The 18,070-nt window shown below is 59.3% G+C and carries 14 protein-coding genes; 10 read left to right on the forward strand and 4 right to left on the reverse strand.

What is annotated here, in order from left to right:
- Positions 1-57 precede the first annotated feature (57 nt).
- Positions 58-309, forward strand: a complete 252-nt coding sequence (gene tusA / locus F475_RS21590) for a sulfurtransferase TusA (RefSeq protein WP_007907805.1) — start codon at positions 58-60, stop codon at positions 307-309.
- Positions 310-356: 47 nt separating this feature from the next.
- Here the strand turns inward: tusA and F475_RS21595 are convergent, their stop codons facing one another.
- Positions 357-1,766, reverse strand: coding sequence for an MATE family efflux transporter (locus F475_RS21595; RefSeq protein ID WP_064619104.1), 1,410 nt, complete (start codon positions 1,764-1,766; stop codon positions 357-359).
- A 335-nt stretch (positions 1,767-2,101) separates the two neighbouring features.
- On the opposite strand from F475_RS21595, the gene pdxB reads away from it, so the two are divergent.
- Entirely contained in the window at positions 2,102-3,244 is a 1,143-nt protein-coding gene (gene pdxB / locus F475_RS21605) for a 4-phosphoerythronate dehydrogenase PdxB (protein WP_111454689.1), read from the forward strand.
- A gap of 90 nt (positions 3,245-3,334) precedes the next feature.
- Here pdxB and F475_RS21610 read toward each other — a convergent pair whose 3' ends face one another.
- A complete protein-coding gene (locus F475_RS21610) occupies positions 3,335-3,514 on the reverse strand; it encodes a PA1571 family protein (protein ID WP_018925311.1) in 180 nt (59 codons plus the stop codon).
- A 268-nt stretch (positions 3,515-3,782) separates the two neighbouring features.
- Here F475_RS21610 and F475_RS21615 point away from each other — a divergent pair, with 268 nt between their 5' ends.
- The gene (locus F475_RS21615) at positions 3,783-5,567 is read left to right on the forward strand and encodes an ABC transporter transmembrane domain-containing protein (RefSeq protein ID WP_111454693.1); all 1,785 of its coding nucleotides are present in this window, start codon (positions 3,783-3,785) and stop codon (positions 5,565-5,567) included.
- A 79-nt stretch (positions 5,568-5,646) separates the two neighbouring features.
- Here the strand turns inward: F475_RS21615 and F475_RS21620 are convergent, their stop codons facing one another.
- Positions 5,647-7,575, reverse strand: coding sequence for a transglycosylase SLT domain-containing protein (locus tag F475_RS21620; protein ID WP_086945120.1), 1,929 nt, complete (start codon positions 7,573-7,575; stop codon positions 5,647-5,649).
- A 213-nt stretch (positions 7,576-7,788) separates the two neighbouring features.
- On the opposite strand from F475_RS21620, the gene F475_RS21630 reads away from it, so the two are divergent.
- Positions 7,789-9,711, forward strand: coding sequence for an ATP-binding cassette domain-containing protein (locus tag F475_RS21630; RefSeq protein WP_018925314.1), 1,923 nt, complete (start codon positions 7,789-7,791; stop codon positions 9,709-9,711).
- 78 nt (positions 9,712-9,789) lie between these two features.
- Here F475_RS21630 and F475_RS21635 read toward each other — a convergent pair whose 3' ends face one another.
- Entirely contained in the window at positions 9,790-10,227 is a 438-nt protein-coding gene (locus F475_RS21635) for a universal stress protein (RefSeq protein ID WP_007933196.1), read from the reverse strand.
- A gap of 104 nt (positions 10,228-10,331) precedes the next feature.
- Between F475_RS21635 and F475_RS21640 the strand changes: the two genes are divergently transcribed.
- From F475_RS21640 to F475_RS21670, 6 genes are all read left to right on the forward strand, one after another.
- Positions 10,332-10,769, forward strand: coding sequence for a hypothetical protein (locus F475_RS21640; protein ID WP_007933194.1), 438 nt, complete (start codon positions 10,332-10,334; stop codon positions 10,767-10,769).
- Between the two features lie 513 nt (positions 10,770-11,282).
- Positions 11,283-13,430, forward strand: coding sequence for a fatty acid oxidation complex subunit alpha FadB (fadB, locus tag F475_RS21650; RefSeq protein WP_018925315.1), 2,148 nt, complete (start codon positions 11,283-11,285; stop codon positions 13,428-13,430).
- Between the two features lie 30 nt (positions 13,431-13,460).
- Entirely contained in the window at positions 13,461-14,636 is a 1,176-nt protein-coding gene (gene fadA, locus F475_RS21655; RefSeq protein ID WP_007933190.1) for an acetyl-CoA C-acyltransferase FadA, read from the forward strand.
- A gap of 99 nt (positions 14,637-14,735) precedes the next feature.
- Positions 14,736-14,972 (forward strand): DUF1653 domain-containing protein, encoded by a 237-nt coding sequence (locus F475_RS21660; RefSeq protein WP_007933188.1) that lies wholly within the window; start codon positions 14,736-14,738, stop codon positions 14,970-14,972.
- 114 nt (positions 14,973-15,086) lie between these two features.
- The gene (gene topA, locus F475_RS21665) at positions 15,087-17,714 is read left to right on the forward strand and encodes a type I DNA topoisomerase (RefSeq protein ID WP_018925317.1); all 2,628 of its coding nucleotides are present in this window, start codon (positions 15,087-15,089) and stop codon (positions 17,712-17,714) included.
- Between the two features lie 120 nt (positions 17,715-17,834).
- Positions 17,835-18,070: helix-turn-helix domain-containing protein (locus F475_RS21670; RefSeq protein ID WP_146602949.1), on the forward strand; the 236-nt coding region annotated here is incomplete at its 3' end.

Here is an 18,070-nt window from a genome sequence, read left to right on the forward strand (position 1 = left end):
TAGGTGACCGAACACCCGGCAATGCGCGACAATGCCGGCAAGTTTCAGGAGTAAACCATGAGTGAAATGATCGATACGCCGGTTGACGGCACCCTCGATGCCACCGGCCTCAATTGCCCGGAACCGGTGATGATGCTGCACCAGCACATCCGTGACCTGGTGCCTGGCGGCCTGCTGAAGGTGATCGCCACTGACCCGTCGACCCGTCGCGACATTCCCAAGTTCTGCGTGTTCCTCGACCACGAGTTGGTGGCGCAGCACGAAGAGGCAGGCACCTACCTGTACTGGATCCGCAAGAAGCTCGCTTAACGGGCACAAAAAAGGCCTGCATGTGCAGGCCCTTTTTTTGCGCTCGCTTAACCGGCCGAACGGCTGATGCGGATCCGCTTGCGTGCGCTGCGCGCCAGGCGGATCGACAGCATCAGCGCCGCGCAACTCAAACCGACGATCAAACCCTGCCACAGCCCGCTCGGGCCGCTCGGCGCGCCGAACCAATCGGTCAGGCCCAAGGCGTAACCCACCGGCAAACCGATGCCCCAATAAGCGAACAGCGTCAGGATCATCGTCACTCGCGTGTCTTGATAGCCGCGCAGTGCACCGGCCGCCGTCACCTGGATCGCATCGGAAAACTGGAACAGCGCCGAGTACACAATCAGCATCGCGGCCACGTGAATCACCGTCGGGTCGGCGGTGTAGATCGCGGCGATGGGTTCACGCAGCAACAGCATCATGCTTGCGGAAATACACGCATAAGCCAGTGCCGTGCCCATGCCGACTCCGGCGGCGAAGCGTGCTTCGCGTGGTTCTTCGCGGCCCAGTGCCTGGCCGACCCGCACGGTCACGGCCATGCCCAGGGAGTAGGGGATCATGAACACCAGTGAGCTGAAATTCAGGGCGATCTGGTGCCCGGCGACCACCGTGGCGCCGAGGCTGCCGATCAGCAGGGCGATCACCGCAAAGATGCTCGACTCGGCGAAAACGGCGATGCCGATCGGCAGGCCGATGCCCAGCAAGCGTTTGATCACCGCCCACTGGGGCCAGTCGAAACGGCTGAACAACTGGCTCGACTGATAGGCCGGTGCCCAGCGTTCCCAGCCGGCCATCCCCAGCGCCATCACCCACATCACGATTGCCGTGGCCCAGCCGCAGCCGACACCGCCCATCGCCGGCACACCAAAGTGGCCATAGATGAAAATGTAATTGAGCGGAATGTTCAGCGCCAGCCCGCACAAACCAAGGACCATGGCCGGACGCGTGCGACCCAGGCCATCACTGAAACAGCGCAATACGTGATAGAACGCGACGGCGGGCAGGCCGCTGGCGATGCCGTGCAGGTACTGCATGCACGGGCCGATCAGCTCGGGATCGACCTTCATGAAATGCAGGATCGGTTCGGCGCTGAACAGTAGGCCGGTCGCCATCAAACCCACCACCAGCGCCAACCACAAGGCCTGACGCACGATCGGGCCAATCTCGCTGTGAGTGCCGGCACCGAAGCGCTGAGCGACTTTCGGGGTGGTGGCCAGCAGCGTACCGGTCATCAACAGAAACACCGGCACCCAGATCGAGTTGCCCAGCGCGACGGCCGCAAGATCGCGAGGCCCGACCCGTCCCGCCATCACCGCATCGACGAAGCCCATGGCGGTGGTCGCCAGTTGCGCGATCATGATCGGCAACGCCAGGCCGAGCAGGTTTTTCAGCTCCAGGCGAACCCGGGCCGGGCGGTTGAGGGAAATAGCGGCGGTGGGGTCAGTCACGGAATTCAAGGCGAAACGTCCAAAGGATTTTGATGCGCGAGGCGGCGCATTCTACGCCTTGACGCAATGGTCAGGAAAAATCCTGTGTTGCGGATTTGTAATCGGTTTTGCAGGCATCCCCCACTCCCTGTGGCGAGGGAGCTTGCTCCCGCTGGGCTGCGCAGCAGCCCCAAAAGCAGCTGTCCAGTTCCTTCAGACACACCGCGGCATCAGTCTTTGCGACTGCTTTGCAGCCGGACGGGAGCAAGCTCCCTCGCCACAGGGGGGCGACTAAGGTGCTTAATACCTGCTGGCCCATCACCTCCATCTGCGCCTAAACTGCCGGTCCGCCAAAGGAGCCTGCCATGTTGATTGTTGCCGACGAAAATATCCCGTTGCTCGATGCCTTCTTCGAAGGTTTCGGTGAAATCCGCCGAGTGCCGGGACGTTCCATCGACCGCGCCACCGTCGAGCAGGCTGATGTACTGCTGGTGCGCTCAGTGACCAACGTCAACCGTGCATTGCTCGAAGGCAGCAAAGTGCGCTTTGTCGGCACGTGCACCATCGGCACCGATCATCTGGACCTGGACTACTTTCAGCAGGCCGGCATCACCTGGTCCAGCGCGCCAGGCTGCAATGCCCGGGGTGTGGTCGATTACGTGCTGGGCAGTCTGTTGACCCTGGCCGAAATCGAAGGGGTCGACCTGGCTCAGCGCACTTACGGCGTGGTCGGCGCCGGCGAGGTGGGCGGGCGGCTGGTCAAGGTTCTGCAAGGCCTGGGCTGGAATGTGCTGGTTTGCGATCCGCCACGGCAAGCCGCTGAAGGGGGCGATTACGTCAGTCTCGAGCAGATCATCGAGCAATGCGATGTCGTCAGCCTGCACACGCCGCTAGACAAGCAAGGCCCTCAGGCAACCTGGCATCTGTTCGATAAAAACCGTTTAAACCAACTCAAACCCGGCACCTGGCTGATCAACGCAAGTCGTGGCCCGGTGATCGACAACGCTGCCCTGCGTCAGGTGCTGTTGCAACGTGAAGATCTGCAAGCGGTGCTGGATGTCTGGGAGGCTGAGCCTGAAGTCGATGTAGCGCTGGCGGAGTTGTGTGTCATCGCGACGCCGCACATTGCCGGCTACAGCCTCGACGGCAAACAGCGTGGGACGGCGCAGATCTATCAGGCGTTTTGCAAATTTCTTGGGCAACCGGAACAGGTCAGCCTGAACGATTTGCTGCCAGCGCCATGGCTGTCGGCTGTTACGTTGAATACTGATACCGATCCGGCCTGGGCGCTGGCGATGTTGTGCCGTGGCGTGTACGACCCGCGCCGTGACGACGCGGATTTCCGTCGCAGCCTCGTAGGCAATGTGAGTGAACAGCGTGCGGCGTTCGATGCGCTGCGCAAGCATTACCCGCTGCGGCGTGAGATCGATGGGTTGAAAGTGCGAATTGAAGGGGATTCGCCGGCGTTGCAGCAGATCGTGGTGGCCTTAGGCGCAACCTCGGCCTAGAAAACTGACCGGATCCCTACAAAGCCACACAAAACAGGCACCCATAAAAAACCCGGCCAACAGGGCCGGGTCAAGAAGACGGTGGCTATATCACTTTTGTTCGGCAGGCTTGACCAATCGCTTTTCCAGTTCGCGACAAGCGTCCTGGATCATGCTTTCAGTGATCGGTACTTCACGCCCATCCTCATCGATAATCGAGCAACCCAGAGACTGGTCTGGCTGTGTGCGGATCACTTGAATCTTGTCATCGCTGCTGTTTTGCAAGGACATGGCCTGTCTCCTCATCAGGTTGTGCGCTTACTGTAAAACCGCCAGGTGACCGGGCTGTGACAATTCCCTGCGATCTTTCAGGTCGGCATCTTCAGTCCATCAGAAATACCCTGATGTTTCCACCCGGACTTTAGACCAATAACCTCTAGCCACTAGTCTTGGTGGTCATAATTAACGTTACTCATTGTGATTTACAGCGTTCAAGCCGATTGACCGGTGTAGGCTTGATCGGGTCAAAACCCATTGGTTGCATCATCGGATGATCTTCATGCTCTCTGCCCGTCACCGCCGCGCCATTCGCCTGGCCAGCCGTTTCATCACGCCTTATCGCTGGCCGGCCTTAGGCGCCTTGCTGGCGTTAATTGTCACTGCCGGCATCACCTTGTCCATGGGGCAGGGGATTCGCCTGTTGGTGGATCAGGGTTTCATGACCCAGTCCACGCATTTGCTCAATCAATCCATCGGCCTGTTCATGTTGCTGGTGATCGGTCTGGCGATCGGCACTTTTGTGCGCTTTTACCTGGTGTCGTGGATCGGCGAGCGCGTTGTCGCGGACATCCGCCGTCGGGTGTTCAATCACCTGGTCTATCTGCATCCGGGCTTTTATGAAGACAACCGCAGCTCCGAGATCCAGTCACGACTGACTGCCGACACCACGCTGCTGCAATCGGTGATCGGCTCTTCGCTATCGCTGTTCCTGCGCAACGGGCTGATGGTGATCGGCGGGATTGTCTTGTTGTTTATCACCAACCCCAAGCTGACCAGCATCGTAGTGGTCGCGTTGCCGTTGGTGGTTGCGCCGATCCTGATCTTTGGCCGCCGGGTACGCACCCTGTCGCGCCAGAGCCAGGATCGGGTTGCCGATATCGGCAGTTATGTTTCCGAAACCCTGAGTCAGATCAAAACCGTGCAGGCCTACAACCATCAGGTGCAGGACGAGCAGCGTTTTGCCGCGACCGTGGAAGAGGCTTTCAGTACCGCCCGCAAACGCATTTTCCAGCGAGCCTGGTTGATCACCCTGGTGATCCTGCTGGTGTTGGGCGCGGTCGGGGTGATGCTCTGGGTCGGCGGAATGGACGTCATTGCCGGGCGGATTTCCGCGGGTGAGTTGGCAGCGTTCGTCTTTTACAGCCTGATCGTCGGTGGCGCCTTCGGCACATTGAGTGAAGTGATCGGCGAACTGCAGCGAGCAGCAGGGGCGGCGGAGCGGATTGCCGAGCTGTTGCGTTCGGAAAACATCATCCAGCCACCGACCCATGGGTTGGTGACCCTGCCTGAACGGGTGAAGGGCGATCTGGCGCTGCAAGATGTGCGCTTTTCCTACCCGTCGCGTCCTGAGAGCTATGCCGTCGATGGTTTGAGTCTGACGATCAATGCCGGCGAAACGCTCGCTCTGGTCGGGCCGTCAGGTGCCGGCAAATCGACGGTGTATGACCTGCTGTTGCGCTTTTACGACCCCGCTGAAGGACGCATCCTGCTGGACGGTGTGCCGCTGACCCAACTCGACCCTCTGGACCTGCGTCGCTGCTTCGCCCTCGTCTCGCAAACCCCGGCGCTGTTCTTCGGCAGCATCGAAGAGAACATTCGCTACGGCCACCCGACGGCGACTTTGGCCCAGGTCCAGGAAGCCGCCAAAATTGCCTACGCCCACGACTTCATCGAGCAAATGCCCAACGGCTACCAGACCCACCTCGGCGACGCGGGTCTCGGTTTGTCTGGCGGTCAACGCCAACGCCTGGCGATCGCCCGGGCGCTGCTGGTGGACGCGCCGATCCTGCTGCTCGACGAAGCCACCAGCGCCCTCGACGCCCAGAGCGAGCACCTGATCCAGCAAGCCCTGCCCAGCCTGATGAAAAACCGCACCACACTGGTCATCGCCCATCGACTGGCGACAGTGAAAAACGCTGACCGAATCGCGGTGATGGACCAAGGGAAACTGGTGGCGGTGGGGACGCATCAGGAGTTGATTGCGAGCAATGCGTTGTATGCGCGATTGGCTGCGTTGCAGTTTAGTGATGGGCTCCATGCCCCAGCCGACCAAGTAACCGAATAAGTAACCGACCAAGTCGAGCACCATAAAAAAAGCCCGCATCAATCGATGCGGGCATTTTTGTCAGCGTTTCAAAGCAGGCTCATTGATCGTCAAAGTAACGTTCATGCCAATCCACCAGCGGCTGCGGTGAATTGAGCTTCTGGCCGTAGATCACCGAATACGACAGCACGTTCTGCACGTACTGGCGGGTTTCGTCGAACGGGATGCTTTCCACCCACACATCGAAGCTCAGGTGGTCGGCGCCGCGCAGCCATTGACGCACGCGGCCGGGGCCGGCGTTGTAGGCAGCGGAGGCGAGCACGCGGTTGCCGTTGAACTGGCTATGGACCTGGCTCAGATAAGCGGCGCCGAGCTGGATATTCTTGTCCGGATCGAGCACTTGCTGCGGCGAGGCCAGGGGAATGCTGAACTTGCGCGCGGTTTCCTTGGCGGTGCCGGGCATCAGTTGCATCAGGCCGCTGGCGCCAACGCCGGAACGGGCGTCGTCCATGAAGGCGCTTTCCTGGCGAGTGATCGCGAACACCCAGCTCGAGTGCAGGCCACGGACCTTGGCTTCACGCACCAGGGTATCGCGGTGAGCCATCGGGAAGCGGATGTCCAGGTCGTCCCAGTACTGCGCCTGACTGATGGTGCGGATCGCCGGGAAATACCATTTCAGGTCGTAAGCCAGTTTCGCCTGGGCAACCATTTCATCACGGCTGAAGTGCCGGCTGACGTGGTACCACTCGCGTCGGCCGTCGACGATCTGCCCGCGTGCATGGAATTCCAGCGCGCGGCGCACACCGGGGGTATTGCGCACCTTGTTGATCAGCGCCTGGCTGAGCACCAGCGGTTTGTTGATCAGCGAATAAGGTGATTGCGAACGGTCGGCCGCCAGGAAACCGTAGAAGTCGCGTTCGCGAGCCAGGCCCTTGTAAAGCGTTTGCGCTTGCGGATTCTGTGGCTGCGCCAACTCCAGGGTGCGAGCCTGCCAATAACGCCAACGGTTGGTGGTGGCCAGGTCCTGAGGCAGGCGGCGGGTCAACTGATAGGCATCGTCCCAGCGGGCCAGACGCAACAGCAGGCGCAAACGCCATTCCGAAACGGTGTTGTCCCGCAGCTCCGGGTCGTATTTGGTCATCACGTCCAGCGCGCGACTGTCGAAACGTCGAGCGAGGGTCAGCCCGATTTCCCGGGCGATCGCGACTTTTTCGTCCCGGGAGAAGTGCATGCTGCTGGCGTAGCCGTCGAGCAGGGCCATGGCCCTGTCCGGATCCTGACGGGCCAGGCGGCGCAGGCCAAGGCTGACGATGTCGGACATCGGCTCATCGGCCGGGGTAAAGCGCGAGGGCTGATTCAGCAGTTCGGGTTTCTGCGCCACATCCACCAGCAGGCGACCGCGCGGGGCGAGGGTCGTCAGGCCATTGATCAGGCTGTTGGCCAGCGGGTAGTTGCCGGCCTGGGCGGCGAGCTTGGTGCGTTCCCAGCGTTTCTGTTCAGTCAGTTGACCATCGGCGGCCCACATGCCGAACACTGCATCGCATGCCTCGGGCCGGGTTTTGCCGCTCAGCCAGAGTTTGTCGGCGTTGGCGTAACCTTCGGTCTTACGGTTATGGCTGATCTGATACTGCGCGTTCAGGCAGTCCAGTTCGGTGAAATTGAGCTTGGGGTCATAATATTTGACGAACGTTTCCCAATCGCCGCGTTCGGCCAGCCAGCGCAACCAGCGCAATTTCATCCAGTTGGCTTGTGGCAGGTCGCCGTGTTCGGCGAGGAAGTTCTCGATTTCGGCATTGTTTGCGGTTTTCAGCCGCGCGGTCAGTTCGTCATAAGCCAGGTAGGGGGTCAGCGGATAATCGCTGAGCGCCTGGCTATAACGGAAATAAGGGCCGGAATCGCCCTTGGCCAAGGCACGCTTGGCTTCGTCGTAATACTGGCGTTGGGTAGACAGGTCTACCGCCTGGGCGGATTGAACGGCAGCGGCTGTAAGAAGCAAACACGAAAAAAGACTGAAAAGGCGACTGCGCATGAGACATCCGGGCAGAAAAATCATGACAAGTGCTGGTAAGACCGGCACCTAATTATATGTAGCTTAGCCTTTTGCCAGCAGCGGGTGAAAGCTTTGCCGACATGCCAGCATAAGTTCGCAACAATTGTTGTGCAGAGTGCTTCGACATTGAAATTGCCGGCCTTCTGTAGCCTCAAGTCAGGTAGAATGCGCGCCCGGTTTTTGGAGAAGCTCATGACCCTGCTCAAATTCAGCGATGTGTCCCTTGCTTTCGGCGCTATGCCGTTGTTGGACAAGGTGTCCTGGCAGATCGCCCGTGGTGAGCGGGTGTGCATCATCGGCCGCAACGGCACTGGCAAGTCCAGCATGATGAAGCTCGTCAAGGGCGACCAGAAGCCCGACGATGGCTCCGTTTGGCGCGCACCTGGCCTCAAGATTGGTGAATTGCCGCAAGAATTGCCGGTAGCCGACGAGCGGACCGTGTTCGACGTGGTCGCCGAAGGCCTCGACGGCGTTGGTGCGTTGCTTGCCGAATATCACCATCTGAGCCAGAACATCGTCACTGACGCCGATCTGGACAAGCTGATGCACGTCCAGCACGACCTCGAAGCCCGAGATGGCTGGCGCTTGCAGCAACTGGTCGACAGCACCTTGAGCCGTCTGCAGTTGCCTGCCGACAAGACCCTCGCCGAATTGTCCGGCGGCTGGCGTCGTCGCGTCCTGTTGGCTCAGGCGCTGGTTTCCGAACCGGACCTGCTGCTGCTCGACGAACCGACCAACCACCTGGACATCGGTGCCATCGCCTGGCTTGAAGAAGCGCTGAAGGATTTCCAGGGCGCCGTACTGTTCATCACGCACGACCGTTCATTCCTGCAGAACCTTGCAACCCGTATCCTGGAACTGGATCGCGGCGGCTTGATCGACTGGAACGGCGATTATGCCAGCTTCCTCGTGCACAAAGAGGCCACACTGGCCGCTGAAGAAACCGCCAACGCGCTGTTCGATAAAAAACTGGCCCAGGAAGAAGTCTGGATCCGCCAGGGCATCAAGGCGCGTCGTACCCGTAACGAAGGCCGTGTCCGTGCACTGAAAGCCCTGCGCGTCGAGCGTAGCGAGCGTCGCGAGCGTACCGGCAAGGCCAACATTCAGCTCGATACCGCCGACAAGTCCGGCAAGCAGGTGATGGTGCTCGAGAACGTGAGTTTCGCTCACCCGGGCGGCCCGTTCCTGATCAAGGATTTCTCGATGGTCCTGCAGCGCGGCGACCGCATCGGTCTGCTCGGCGCCAACGGTACCGGCAAGACCACGCTGTTGAAGCTGATGCTCAACGGTCTGCAACCGACCAGCGGCACAGTGGAAGAGGGGACGCGCATCGACGTGGCCTATTTCGACCAGTTGCGCCATCAGTTGGACCTGGAAAAGACCGTGATCGACAACGTCGCTGAAGGTCGCGACTTCATCGATATCGATGGCCAGAGCCGTCACGTGCTGAGCTACCTCGGCGACTTCCTGTTCAGCCCGCAGCGTGCCCGCACGCCGGTCAAGGCGTTGTCCGGTGGTGAGCGTGCGCGTCTGCTGCTGGCCAAACTGTTCAGCAAACCGGCGAACCTGCTGGTGCTCGACGAACCGACCAACGACCTCGACGTGGAAACCCTCGAACTGCTGGAAGAGGTCCTGCTGACCTTCAACGGCACTGTGCTGATGGTCAGCCACGACCGGGCATTCCTCGACAACGTGGTCACCAGCACCCTGGTCTTCGAAGGTGAAGGCAAGGTTCGCGAATACGTCGGTGGTTATCAGGACTGGCTGCGTCAGGGCGGCTCGCCGCGCCTGCTGGGTGTGACCGAGAGCAAGTCCGGCAAGGCCGACCTGAATTCGGCTGTCGTGACGGCCGAACCTGCGCCGGTTGCTGCAGTGGAAACGCCAGCGCCGGTGGCGAAAAAGAAACTCAGCTACAAGTTGCAGCGTGAGCTGGAAGCCTTGCCTGGCCAGATCGAAGCCATGGAGCAGCAGATCGCAGTGGTTGAAGCGCAGATGGCGGACGCCGGCTTCTATCAGCGTCCTCCTGCCGAGACGGCTGCAGTGATCGCTCAGCTTGAGCAGTTACAGGCTGAACTCGACGTGATGGTCGAGCGCTGGGCCGAACTGGATGCCTGATTGATCCGGCTATAAAAAAGCCCGGCTTCACTCGTGTGAATGCCGGGCTTTTCGTAAGGGGTTTATTGTTGCTTGTTGTCAGCTTTTTTGCAGGCGCACGGCAAGTACATCGCAAGGCGCGCCGTGCAGCACGTCATTGGCAGTGGAGCCGAGCAACAGTGCCAGGCCATGCCGGCCATGACTGCCCACCACGATCAGGTCGCACGTTTGCTCCTTGGCGAGATGGTGAATCTCCTGTCGCGGCTGGCCGTAGGTCAAGTGGCTGTATTCCTTGGAGAGCTCCGGGTATTTCAGGATCAATCGCTCAAGGCGCTCCTTGGCCTGATCGAACTGTTGCTGTTGCAACTGGGAAAGGTCCATCGGCACGTCGCCGCCAAAGGCCATGGCCATCGGCTCGACGATATGCACCAGGGACAGCTTTGCGCCATTGCTCACCGAAAGTTCGCGGGCGCGGTGGATTACAGGATCGCACTCTTCGGTTAGATCTACAGCGACCAGAATATGGTGGTAGGGCATGAGGTGCTCCTCCTGAGGATTGCAATATTGGTAAGTATGGCTGGTTTCAAGCGCATTGGTTTCAACGTGACCCAATGGGCTCATCAAGAATCGGGAGTACAGATATGACGGTCTGGATAGTGGTGTCAATCCTGCTGGTGGTGCTGAGCCCGCTGGCCTGGTTGCGACCGTCTCGTGTCCAGAGCGGTCGCATGGCCCTGCGCATGGAGGCGCGGCGCATCGGCCTTGCCATGCAATTGGCGCCCCAGGAGTGGCCGCACTGGCTGAGCCAGGAGCCGCCAAGCCCTTGCGCCCAGTACCACCGACCGCGCCGTGGCACTCAGCCAGCGTGCTGGAGCTATTGGCAGAAGGCGCCGGGTGTGTGGGTCAATCAGTGGCAGGAAGTCTGCGAGGATGGAGTGCTTCTGAATCATTTCGAAAAACTGCCTGCCAACGTCTACAAGGTCGAGGCAGACAAGCAAATGATTGCCCTGTATTGGGGCGAGAAGGGCGAAGCCGAGGTTCTGCAACAGATCGACGCTACGCTCAAGGCGCTCGCCTGAACCCCGATCTGTTACGGAAGGCAATAAAAAGCCCGACATCATCATCGGGCTGGGGTTGGCCAGGCAGGCCGGTAATTCTTTGTGGCACAGATCTTACGCTGGGCATTCGTCAAAGCCTTCAAATTTTTTCTTCAGGGTCACGCCAGCGTAGCCTGTTAAACACAGGTTGCCGCGAATTAGGGCGACTTTTCTAACTATTGATTCTATGAATGGCCTCACATGCATCCGCATGTTGCAGGGCTTCGTGGTACGGAAGTGACCGGAAAGTCGCGTTTCAACCAGTATTTTGGGCGATTGACAATTGCCGGAAATTCCGTGAAGGTGACACACCCAAATCAAACGGGCGTATGAATTGAGCGTTTGTATTACAGACTGCTCCTACAGAATCCCGACTATCGCGTTGGCGGGTGTGCCGGGTGAGTTGGCGTTAGCATTGACGATAAACGTCCCTGCCGAGCCAGCCGCCTGCGTCCGACGTGTACTGTTCAGCTTCCATATCGTGGAGATCAGTTGATGATTTACGAAGGTAAAGCCATCACGGTTAAGGCTCTTGAAAGTGGCATCGTCGAACTGAAGTTCGACCTCAAGGGTGAGTCCGTCAACAAGTTCAACCGTCTTACCCTGAACGAGCTGCGTCAGGCTGTAGACACCATCAAGGCAGATGCTTCGATCAAGGGTGTGATCGTCAGCAGTGGCAAGGACGTATTCATCGTCGGCGCCGACATCACCGAATTCGTCGACAACTTCAAGCTGCCGGATGCCGAGCTTGTTGCTGGCAACCTCGAAGCCAACAAGATTTTCAGCGATTTCGAAGACCTCAACGTCCCGACTGTTGCCGCGATCAATGGCATCGCACTGGGTGGCGGTCTGGAAATGTGCCTGGCGGCGGATTTCCGCGTCATGGCCAGCACCGCCAAAATCGGTCTGCCGGAAGTCAAGCTGGGCATCTACCCAGGCTTCGGTGGTACCGTGCGCCTGCCGCGCATCATCGGTGCCGACAACGCCATCGAATGGATTGCCGCCGGTAAGGAAAACCGCGCTGAAGACGCACTGAAAGTCGGTGCCGTCGACGCGGTGGTCGACTCGCAGAAGTTGCACGAAGCGGCGCTGAACCTGATCAAAGGCGCCATCTCCGGTACGTTTGACTACAAGGCCAAGCGTCAGCCGAAGCTCGAAAAGCTCAAGCTCAACGCCATCGAACAAATGATGTCGTTCGAAACCGCCAAAGGTTTCGTGGCCGGCCAAGCGGGCCCGAACTACCCAGCGCCGGTCGAAGCGATCAAGACCATCCAGAAAGCCGCGAACTTCGGTCGTGACAAGGCCCTGGAAGTCGAAGCCGCCGGTTTCGTCAAACTGGCCAAGACATCTGCCGCACAGAGCTTGATCGGTCTGTTCCTGAACGATCAGGAGCTGAAGAAAAAGGCCAAGGCCTACGACGAAATCGCCAAGGAAGTGAAGCAGGCCGCCGTATTGGGCGCCGGCATCATGGGTGGCGGTATCGCTTATCAGTCGGCCTCCAAAGGCACGCCGATCCTGATGAAGGACATCAACGAGCACGGTATCGAGCAAGGTCTGGCCGAAGCCGCCAAGCTGCTGGTTGGCCGCGTTGATAAAGGTCGCATGACCCCGGCGAAGATGGCCGAAGTGCTCAACGGCATTCGTCCGACCCTGTCCTACGGCGATTTCGGTCACGTCGATCTGGTGGTCGAAGCCGTGGTCGAGAACCCGAAGGTCAAGCAAGCCGTTCTGGCCGAAGTCGAAGACAAGGTCAAAGAGGACACCATTCTGGCGTCCAACACCTCGACCATTTCCATCACCTTGCTGGCCAAAGCCCTCAAGCGTCCGGAAAACTTCGTCGGCATGCACTTCTTCAACCCGGTGCACATGATGCCGCTGGTTGAAGTGATCCGTGGCGAGAAGTCCAGCGAAGTGGCCGTTGCCACCACCGTTGCCTACGCCAAGAAAATGGGCAAGAACCCGATCGTCGTCAACGACTGCCCGGGCTTCCTGGTCAACCGTGTGCTGTTCCCGTACTTCGGCGGTTTCGCCAAGCTGGTCAGCGCCGGCGTGGACTTCGTCCGCATCGACAAGGTCATGGAGAAGTTCGGCTGGCCAATGGGCCCGGCATACCTGATGGACGTGGTCGGCATCGACACCGGCCACCATGGTCGTGACGTCATGGCTGAAGGCTTCCCGGATCGCATGAAGGACGATCGCCGTTCGGCCGTCGACGTGCTCTATGAAGCCAAGCGCCTGGGCCAGAAAAATGGCAAGGGTTTCTACGCCTACGAGACCGACAAGCGCGGCAAGCAGAAGAAAGTCGCCGATCCGTCGGTGCTGGAAGTGCTCAAGCCGATCGTTTTCCAACAGCTCGAAGTCACTGACGAAGACATCATCAACTGGATGATGATCCCGCTGTGCCTGGAAACCGTGCGCTGCCTGGAAGACGGCATCGTCGAAACCGCCGCCGAAGCCGACATGGGTCTGGTCTACGGTATTGGTTTCCCTCCATTCCGTGGCGGTGCGCTGCGCTACATCGATTCGATCGGTGTTGCAGAGTTCGTTGCCCTGGCTGACCAGTACGCTGATTTGGGCGCGCTGTACCACCCGACCGCGAAGCTGCGTGAAATGGCCAAGAACGGTCAGAGCTTCTTCGGTTAAGCGCCCACACTAGAGCGAGAGTGAAAGTATATGAGCTTGAATCCTAGAGACGTCGTGATTGTCGACTTCGGTCGTACGCCGATGGGCCGCTCCAAGGGCGGCATGCACCGCAACACCCGCGCCGAAGACATGTCGGCACACCTGATCAGCAAATTGCTGGAACGCAACGTCAAGGTCGACCCGAGCGAAGTCGAAGACGTGATCTGGGGCTGCGTTAACCAGACCCTGGAGCAGGGCTGGAACATCGCCCGCATGGCGTCCCTGATGACTCAGATTCCACACACCTCGGCCGGCCAGACCGTCAGCCGTCTGTGTGGCTCGTCGATGAGTGCGCTGCACACTGCCGCGCAAGCGATCATGACCGGCAACGGTGACGTGTTCGTCGTTGGCGGCGTCGAGCATATGGGTCATGTGAGCATGATGCACGGTGTCGATCCGAACCCGCACATGTCCCTGTACGCGGCGAAAGCCTCGGGCATGATGGGCCTGACCGCAGAAATGCTCGGCAAAATGCATGGCATTACTCGCGAACAGCAGGACGCCTTTGGCGTGCGCTCCCACCAACTCGCCCACAAGGCGACCGTGGAAGGCAAGTTCAAGGACGAAATCATCCCGATGCAGGGCTACGACGAGAACGGTTTCCTGAAACTGTTTGACTACGACGAAACCATTCGTCCGGAAACCACCCTGGAAAGCCTGGCGGCTCTGAAACCAGCGTTTAATCCGAAGGGCGGCACCGTGACCGCTGGTACTTCGTCGCAGATCACTGACGGTGCTTCGTGCATGATCGTGATGTCGGCACAGCGTGCCCAGGACCTGGGCATCCAGCCGCTGGCGGTGATTCGCTCGATGGCAGTGGCAGGTGTGGACCCGGCGATCATGGGCTATGGTCCAGTACCGGCAACGCAGAAAGCATTGAAGCGCGCGGGCCTTGGCATCAACGATATCGACTTCTTCGAACTCAACGAAGCTTTCGCTGCACAGGCCCTGCCAGTGCTGAAAGATTTGAAAGTGCTCGACAAGATGAACGAGAAGGTTAACCTGCACGGCGGCGCGATCGCCCTGGGTCACCCGTTCGGTTGCTCCGGTGCACGTATTTCGGGCACCTTGCTGAACGTGATGAAGCAGAATGGCGGCACCTTTGGGGTGGCCACCATGTGCATTGGTCTCGGCCAAGGTATCTCCACCGTCTTCGAACGCGTTTAAGCGTTTCGTCGATGGAAGCCGGGGCCAAGTGCCCCGGTTTTTGTTTTTCCGGATTTATTTTTGTTTTTATTTTGAAAAAATTTGAGTGAGGGCCAAAGCATGCCGATACAACCTGGGCTCTACCAACATTACAAAGGTCCGCAGTACCGCGTATTCAGTGTTGCGCGGCATTCGGAGACCGAAGAAGAAGTGGTCTTCTACCAAGCCCTGTATGGCGATTACGGCTTTTGGGTACGTCCCTTGAGCATGTTCCTGGAGTCGGTCGAGGTTGACGGCGAACAGGTGCCACGCTTTGCTTTGGTGCAAGCCGAACCGAGCATTTTTCCGCAGCCATAAGGGGAGTGCGCGCAGAACCCTGCGCTTGACCTCACCTTGTAGCCACTATATATAGCGGTGCCGCGTCAGGCGCCAACCGCCTTTCACTTCTAGAATTCAGGAATTTTCTGATCCATGGGCAAATCGCTGGTCATTGTGGAATCCCCGGCTAAGGCCAAGACCATCAACAAGTATCTGGGTAACCAATACGTGGTGAAGTCGAGTATCGGCCATATCCGAGACCTGCCCACCAGCGGTTCGGCTAGCGCCAGCAAAGAGCCTGCCGCCAAGCGTGGCAAGGCCGCCGCAGGCGAAGGTCCGGTGCTCACGCCGAAAGAGAAAGCGCGCAAGCAGCTGGTCTCGCGCATGGGTGTCGATCCCGATCATGGCTGGAAAGCCAAGTACGAGATCCTCCCGGGCAAGGAAAAGGTTATCGAAGAGCTGCGCCGGCTCGCCAAAGATGCTGACACCATCTATCTCGCAACCGACTTGGATCGCGAGGGGGAAGCCATTGCCTGGCACCTGCGCGAAGCCATCGGTGGTGACGACAGCCGCTACAAGCGCGTGGTGTTCAACGAAATCACCAAAAAAGCGATCCAGGAAGCTTTCTCCCAGCCGGGCGAGCTGGACATCGATCGCGTAAACGCTCAGCAGGCGCGTCGCTTCCTCGACCGCGTGGTGGGTTACATGGTTTCGCCGCTGCTGTGGGCCAAGGTTGCTCGTGGCCTGTCCGCCGGTCGCGTGCAATCGGTTGCCGTGAAGCTGGTGGTTGAGCGTGAGCGTGAAATCCGCGCGTTCAACCCGGAAGAGTACTGGGAAGTTCACGCTGACCTCGGCACCGCCAAGGGCGCGACTGTGCGCTTCGACGTGGCTCGCGAGAAAGGCGAAGCCTTCAAGCCGCTCAACGAAGCCCAGGCCATGGCCGCGCTGGAGAAGCTCAAGGCCTCCAGTTACAGCATCGTCAAGCGCGAAGACAAACCGACCAGCAGCAAGCCGTCGGCACCGTTCATCACCTCCACCCTGCAGCAGGCCGCGAGCAATCGCCTGGGCTTCGGTGTGAAGAAAACCATGATGATGGCCCAGCGTCTGTACGAAGCCGGCTACATCACTTATATGCGTACCGACTCCACCAACCTCTCGGCCGATGCCGTGACGATGGCGCGTACTTATATTGAAGGCGAATTCGGCAAGAAGTACCTGCCGGAAACCCCGAACGTCTACAGCAGCAAGGAAGGCGCACAAGAGGCTCACGAAGCGATTCGTCCGTCCGACGCCAATACCGAGCCAAGCAAGCTGTCGGGCATGGAGCGTGATGCCGAGCGGCTTTACGAGCTGATCTGGCGCCAGTTCCTCGCCTGCCAGATGCTGCCGGCCCAATACCTGTCGACCACGGTCACCGTCGGTGCCGGTGACTTCGAGTTGCGCGCCAAGGGCCGCATCCTGAAGTTCGACGGTTACACCCGCGTCATGCCGCAAATCACCAAGCCTGGCGATGACGATGTGCTGCCGGACATGGCCCAGGGCGATGCGATGAAGCTGATCAAGCTTGATCCGACCCAGCACTTCACCAAGCCGCCGGCGCGTTACTCGGAAGCGAGCCTGGTAAAGGAAATGGAAAAACGCGGCATCGGTCGTCCTTCGACCTATGCGGCGATCATTTCGACCATCCAGGACCGCGGCTACGTGGCGCTGCACAACCGTCGTTTCTATTCGGAAAAGATGGGCGACATCGTCACCGAGCGTCTGGCCGAGAGCTTCTCCAATCTCATGGACTACGGCTTCACCGCCGGCATGGAAGAGAATCTCGATGACGTGGCCCAGGGCGAGCGCGACTGGAAAAACGTGCTCGACGAGTTCTACGGCGACTTCAAGAAGAAACTCGAAGTGGCCGAAAGCGCCGAAGGCGGCATGCGCGCCAACCAGCCGGTAATGACTGATATTCCATGTGTGGTGTGCGGTCGTCCGATGCAGATTCGTACTGCATCGACCGGCGTGTTCCTCGGTTGCTCGGGCTACAGCCTGCCGCCAAAAGAGCGCTGCAAGGCCACCGTCAACCTGGTGCCGGGCGACGAAATCGCTGCGGACGACGAGGGCGAGTCGGAGTCGCTGGTTCTGCGCGGCAAGCACCGTTGCCCGATCTGCAGCACGGCGATGGACGCTTACCTGCTCGACGAGAAGCGCAAGCTGCACATCTGCGGTAACAACCCGGATTGCGCAGGCTACGAGATCGAAGAGGGCGCTTACCGCATCAAGGGCTACGAAGGTCCGAGCCTGGAATGCGACAAGTGCGGCAGCGAGATGCAGCTCAAGACCGGCCGTTTCGGCAAGTTCTTCGGTTGCACCAACGCAACCTGCAAGAACACCCGCAAGCTGCTGAAAAGCGGTGATGCGGCGCCGCCGAAGATGGATCCGGTGAAGATGCCTGAGCTCAAATGCGAGAAGGTCAACGACACCTATATCCTGCGTGACGGTGCTTCCGGCCTGTTCCTGGCGGCCAGCCAGTTCCCGAAAAACCGCGAGACCCGTGCGCCATTGGTCGTCGAGATCGTGCCGCACAAGGATGAGATCGATCCGAAGTACCACTTCCTCTGCGAAGCACCGAAGAAAGATCCTGACGGTCTGCCAGCAGTGATCCGTTACAGCCGCAAGACCAAAGAGCAATACGTGCAGACGGAAGTCGACGGTAAGCCGACTGGCTGGAAAGCGTATTACGATGGTGGCAAGTGGACGGTTGAAGACAAGCGTCCAGCAGCCAAGGCTTAAAAGCCGCTGCACATAAAAAAGGCCGCATGACAACCCTCGGGTTTTCATGCGGCCTTTTTGTTTTGGGTGTCTCGTCCTGAATAAGGTTTACACCTTCTGACTTATCTTCAGGAGGAACCAATGGATACGGGGAAAAGGCGCAGCCAGCGAGATTACACGCTGGGCTTTAAATTGGCAGTCGTCGATCAGGTCGAAAAAGGCGAGTTGAGTTATAAAGAGGCTCAACGGCGCTACGGGATTCAGGGGCGGTCGACTGTGCTGGTGTGGTTACGCAAGCATGGGCGGCAGGACTGGAGCCAAGGCGCCTCTATTCGCGCCCAGAGGAGCCGACCGATGGACGAACAAAGTTTGCCGCT

Origin of the sequence: Pseudomonas sp. URMO17WK12:I6 (genome assembly GCF_003253625.1) — a bacterium.
In the GTDB taxonomy this organism is placed as follows: Bacteria; Pseudomonadota; Gammaproteobacteria; order Pseudomonadales; family Pseudomonadaceae; genus Aquipseudomonas.

Coding starts and splice junctions, on each gene's coding strand:
- F475_RS21620 (WP_086945120.1), bottom strand. CDS start 7,575: ATGCGCAGTCGCCTTTTCAGTCTTTTTTCGTGTTTGCTTCTTACAGCC.
- F475_RS21615 (WP_111454693.1), top strand. CDS start 3,783: ATGCTCTCTGCCCGTCACCGCCGCGCCATTCGCCTGGCCAGCCGTTTC.
- F475_RS21640 (WP_007933194.1), top strand. CDS start 10,332: ATGACGGTCTGGATAGTGGTGTCAATCCTGCTGGTGGTGCTGAGCCCG.
- pdxB (WP_111454689.1), top strand. CDS start 2,102: ATGTTGATTGTTGCCGACGAAAATATCCCGTTGCTCGATGCCTTCTTC.
- fadA (WP_007933190.1), top strand. CDS start 13,461: ATGAGCTTGAATCCTAGAGACGTCGTGATTGTCGACTTCGGTCGTACG.
- topA (WP_018925317.1), top strand. CDS start 15,087: ATGGGCAAATCGCTGGTCATTGTGGAATCCCCGGCTAAGGCCAAGACC.
- fadB (WP_018925315.1), top strand. CDS start 11,283: ATGATTTACGAAGGTAAAGCCATCACGGTTAAGGCTCTTGAAAGTGGC.
- tusA (WP_007907805.1), top strand. CDS start 58: ATGAGTGAAATGATCGATACGCCGGTTGACGGCACCCTCGATGCCACC.
- F475_RS21660 (WP_007933188.1), top strand. CDS start 14,736: ATGCCGATACAACCTGGGCTCTACCAACATTACAAAGGTCCGCAGTAC.
- F475_RS21610 (WP_018925311.1), bottom strand. CDS start 3,514: ATGTCCTTGCAAAACAGCAGCGATGACAAGATTCAAGTGATCCGCACA.
- F475_RS21630 (WP_018925314.1), top strand. CDS start 7,789: ATGACCCTGCTCAAATTCAGCGATGTGTCCCTTGCTTTCGGCGCTATG.
- F475_RS21635 (WP_007933196.1), bottom strand. CDS start 10,227: ATGCCCTACCACCATATTCTGGTCGCTGTAGATCTAACCGAAGAGTGC.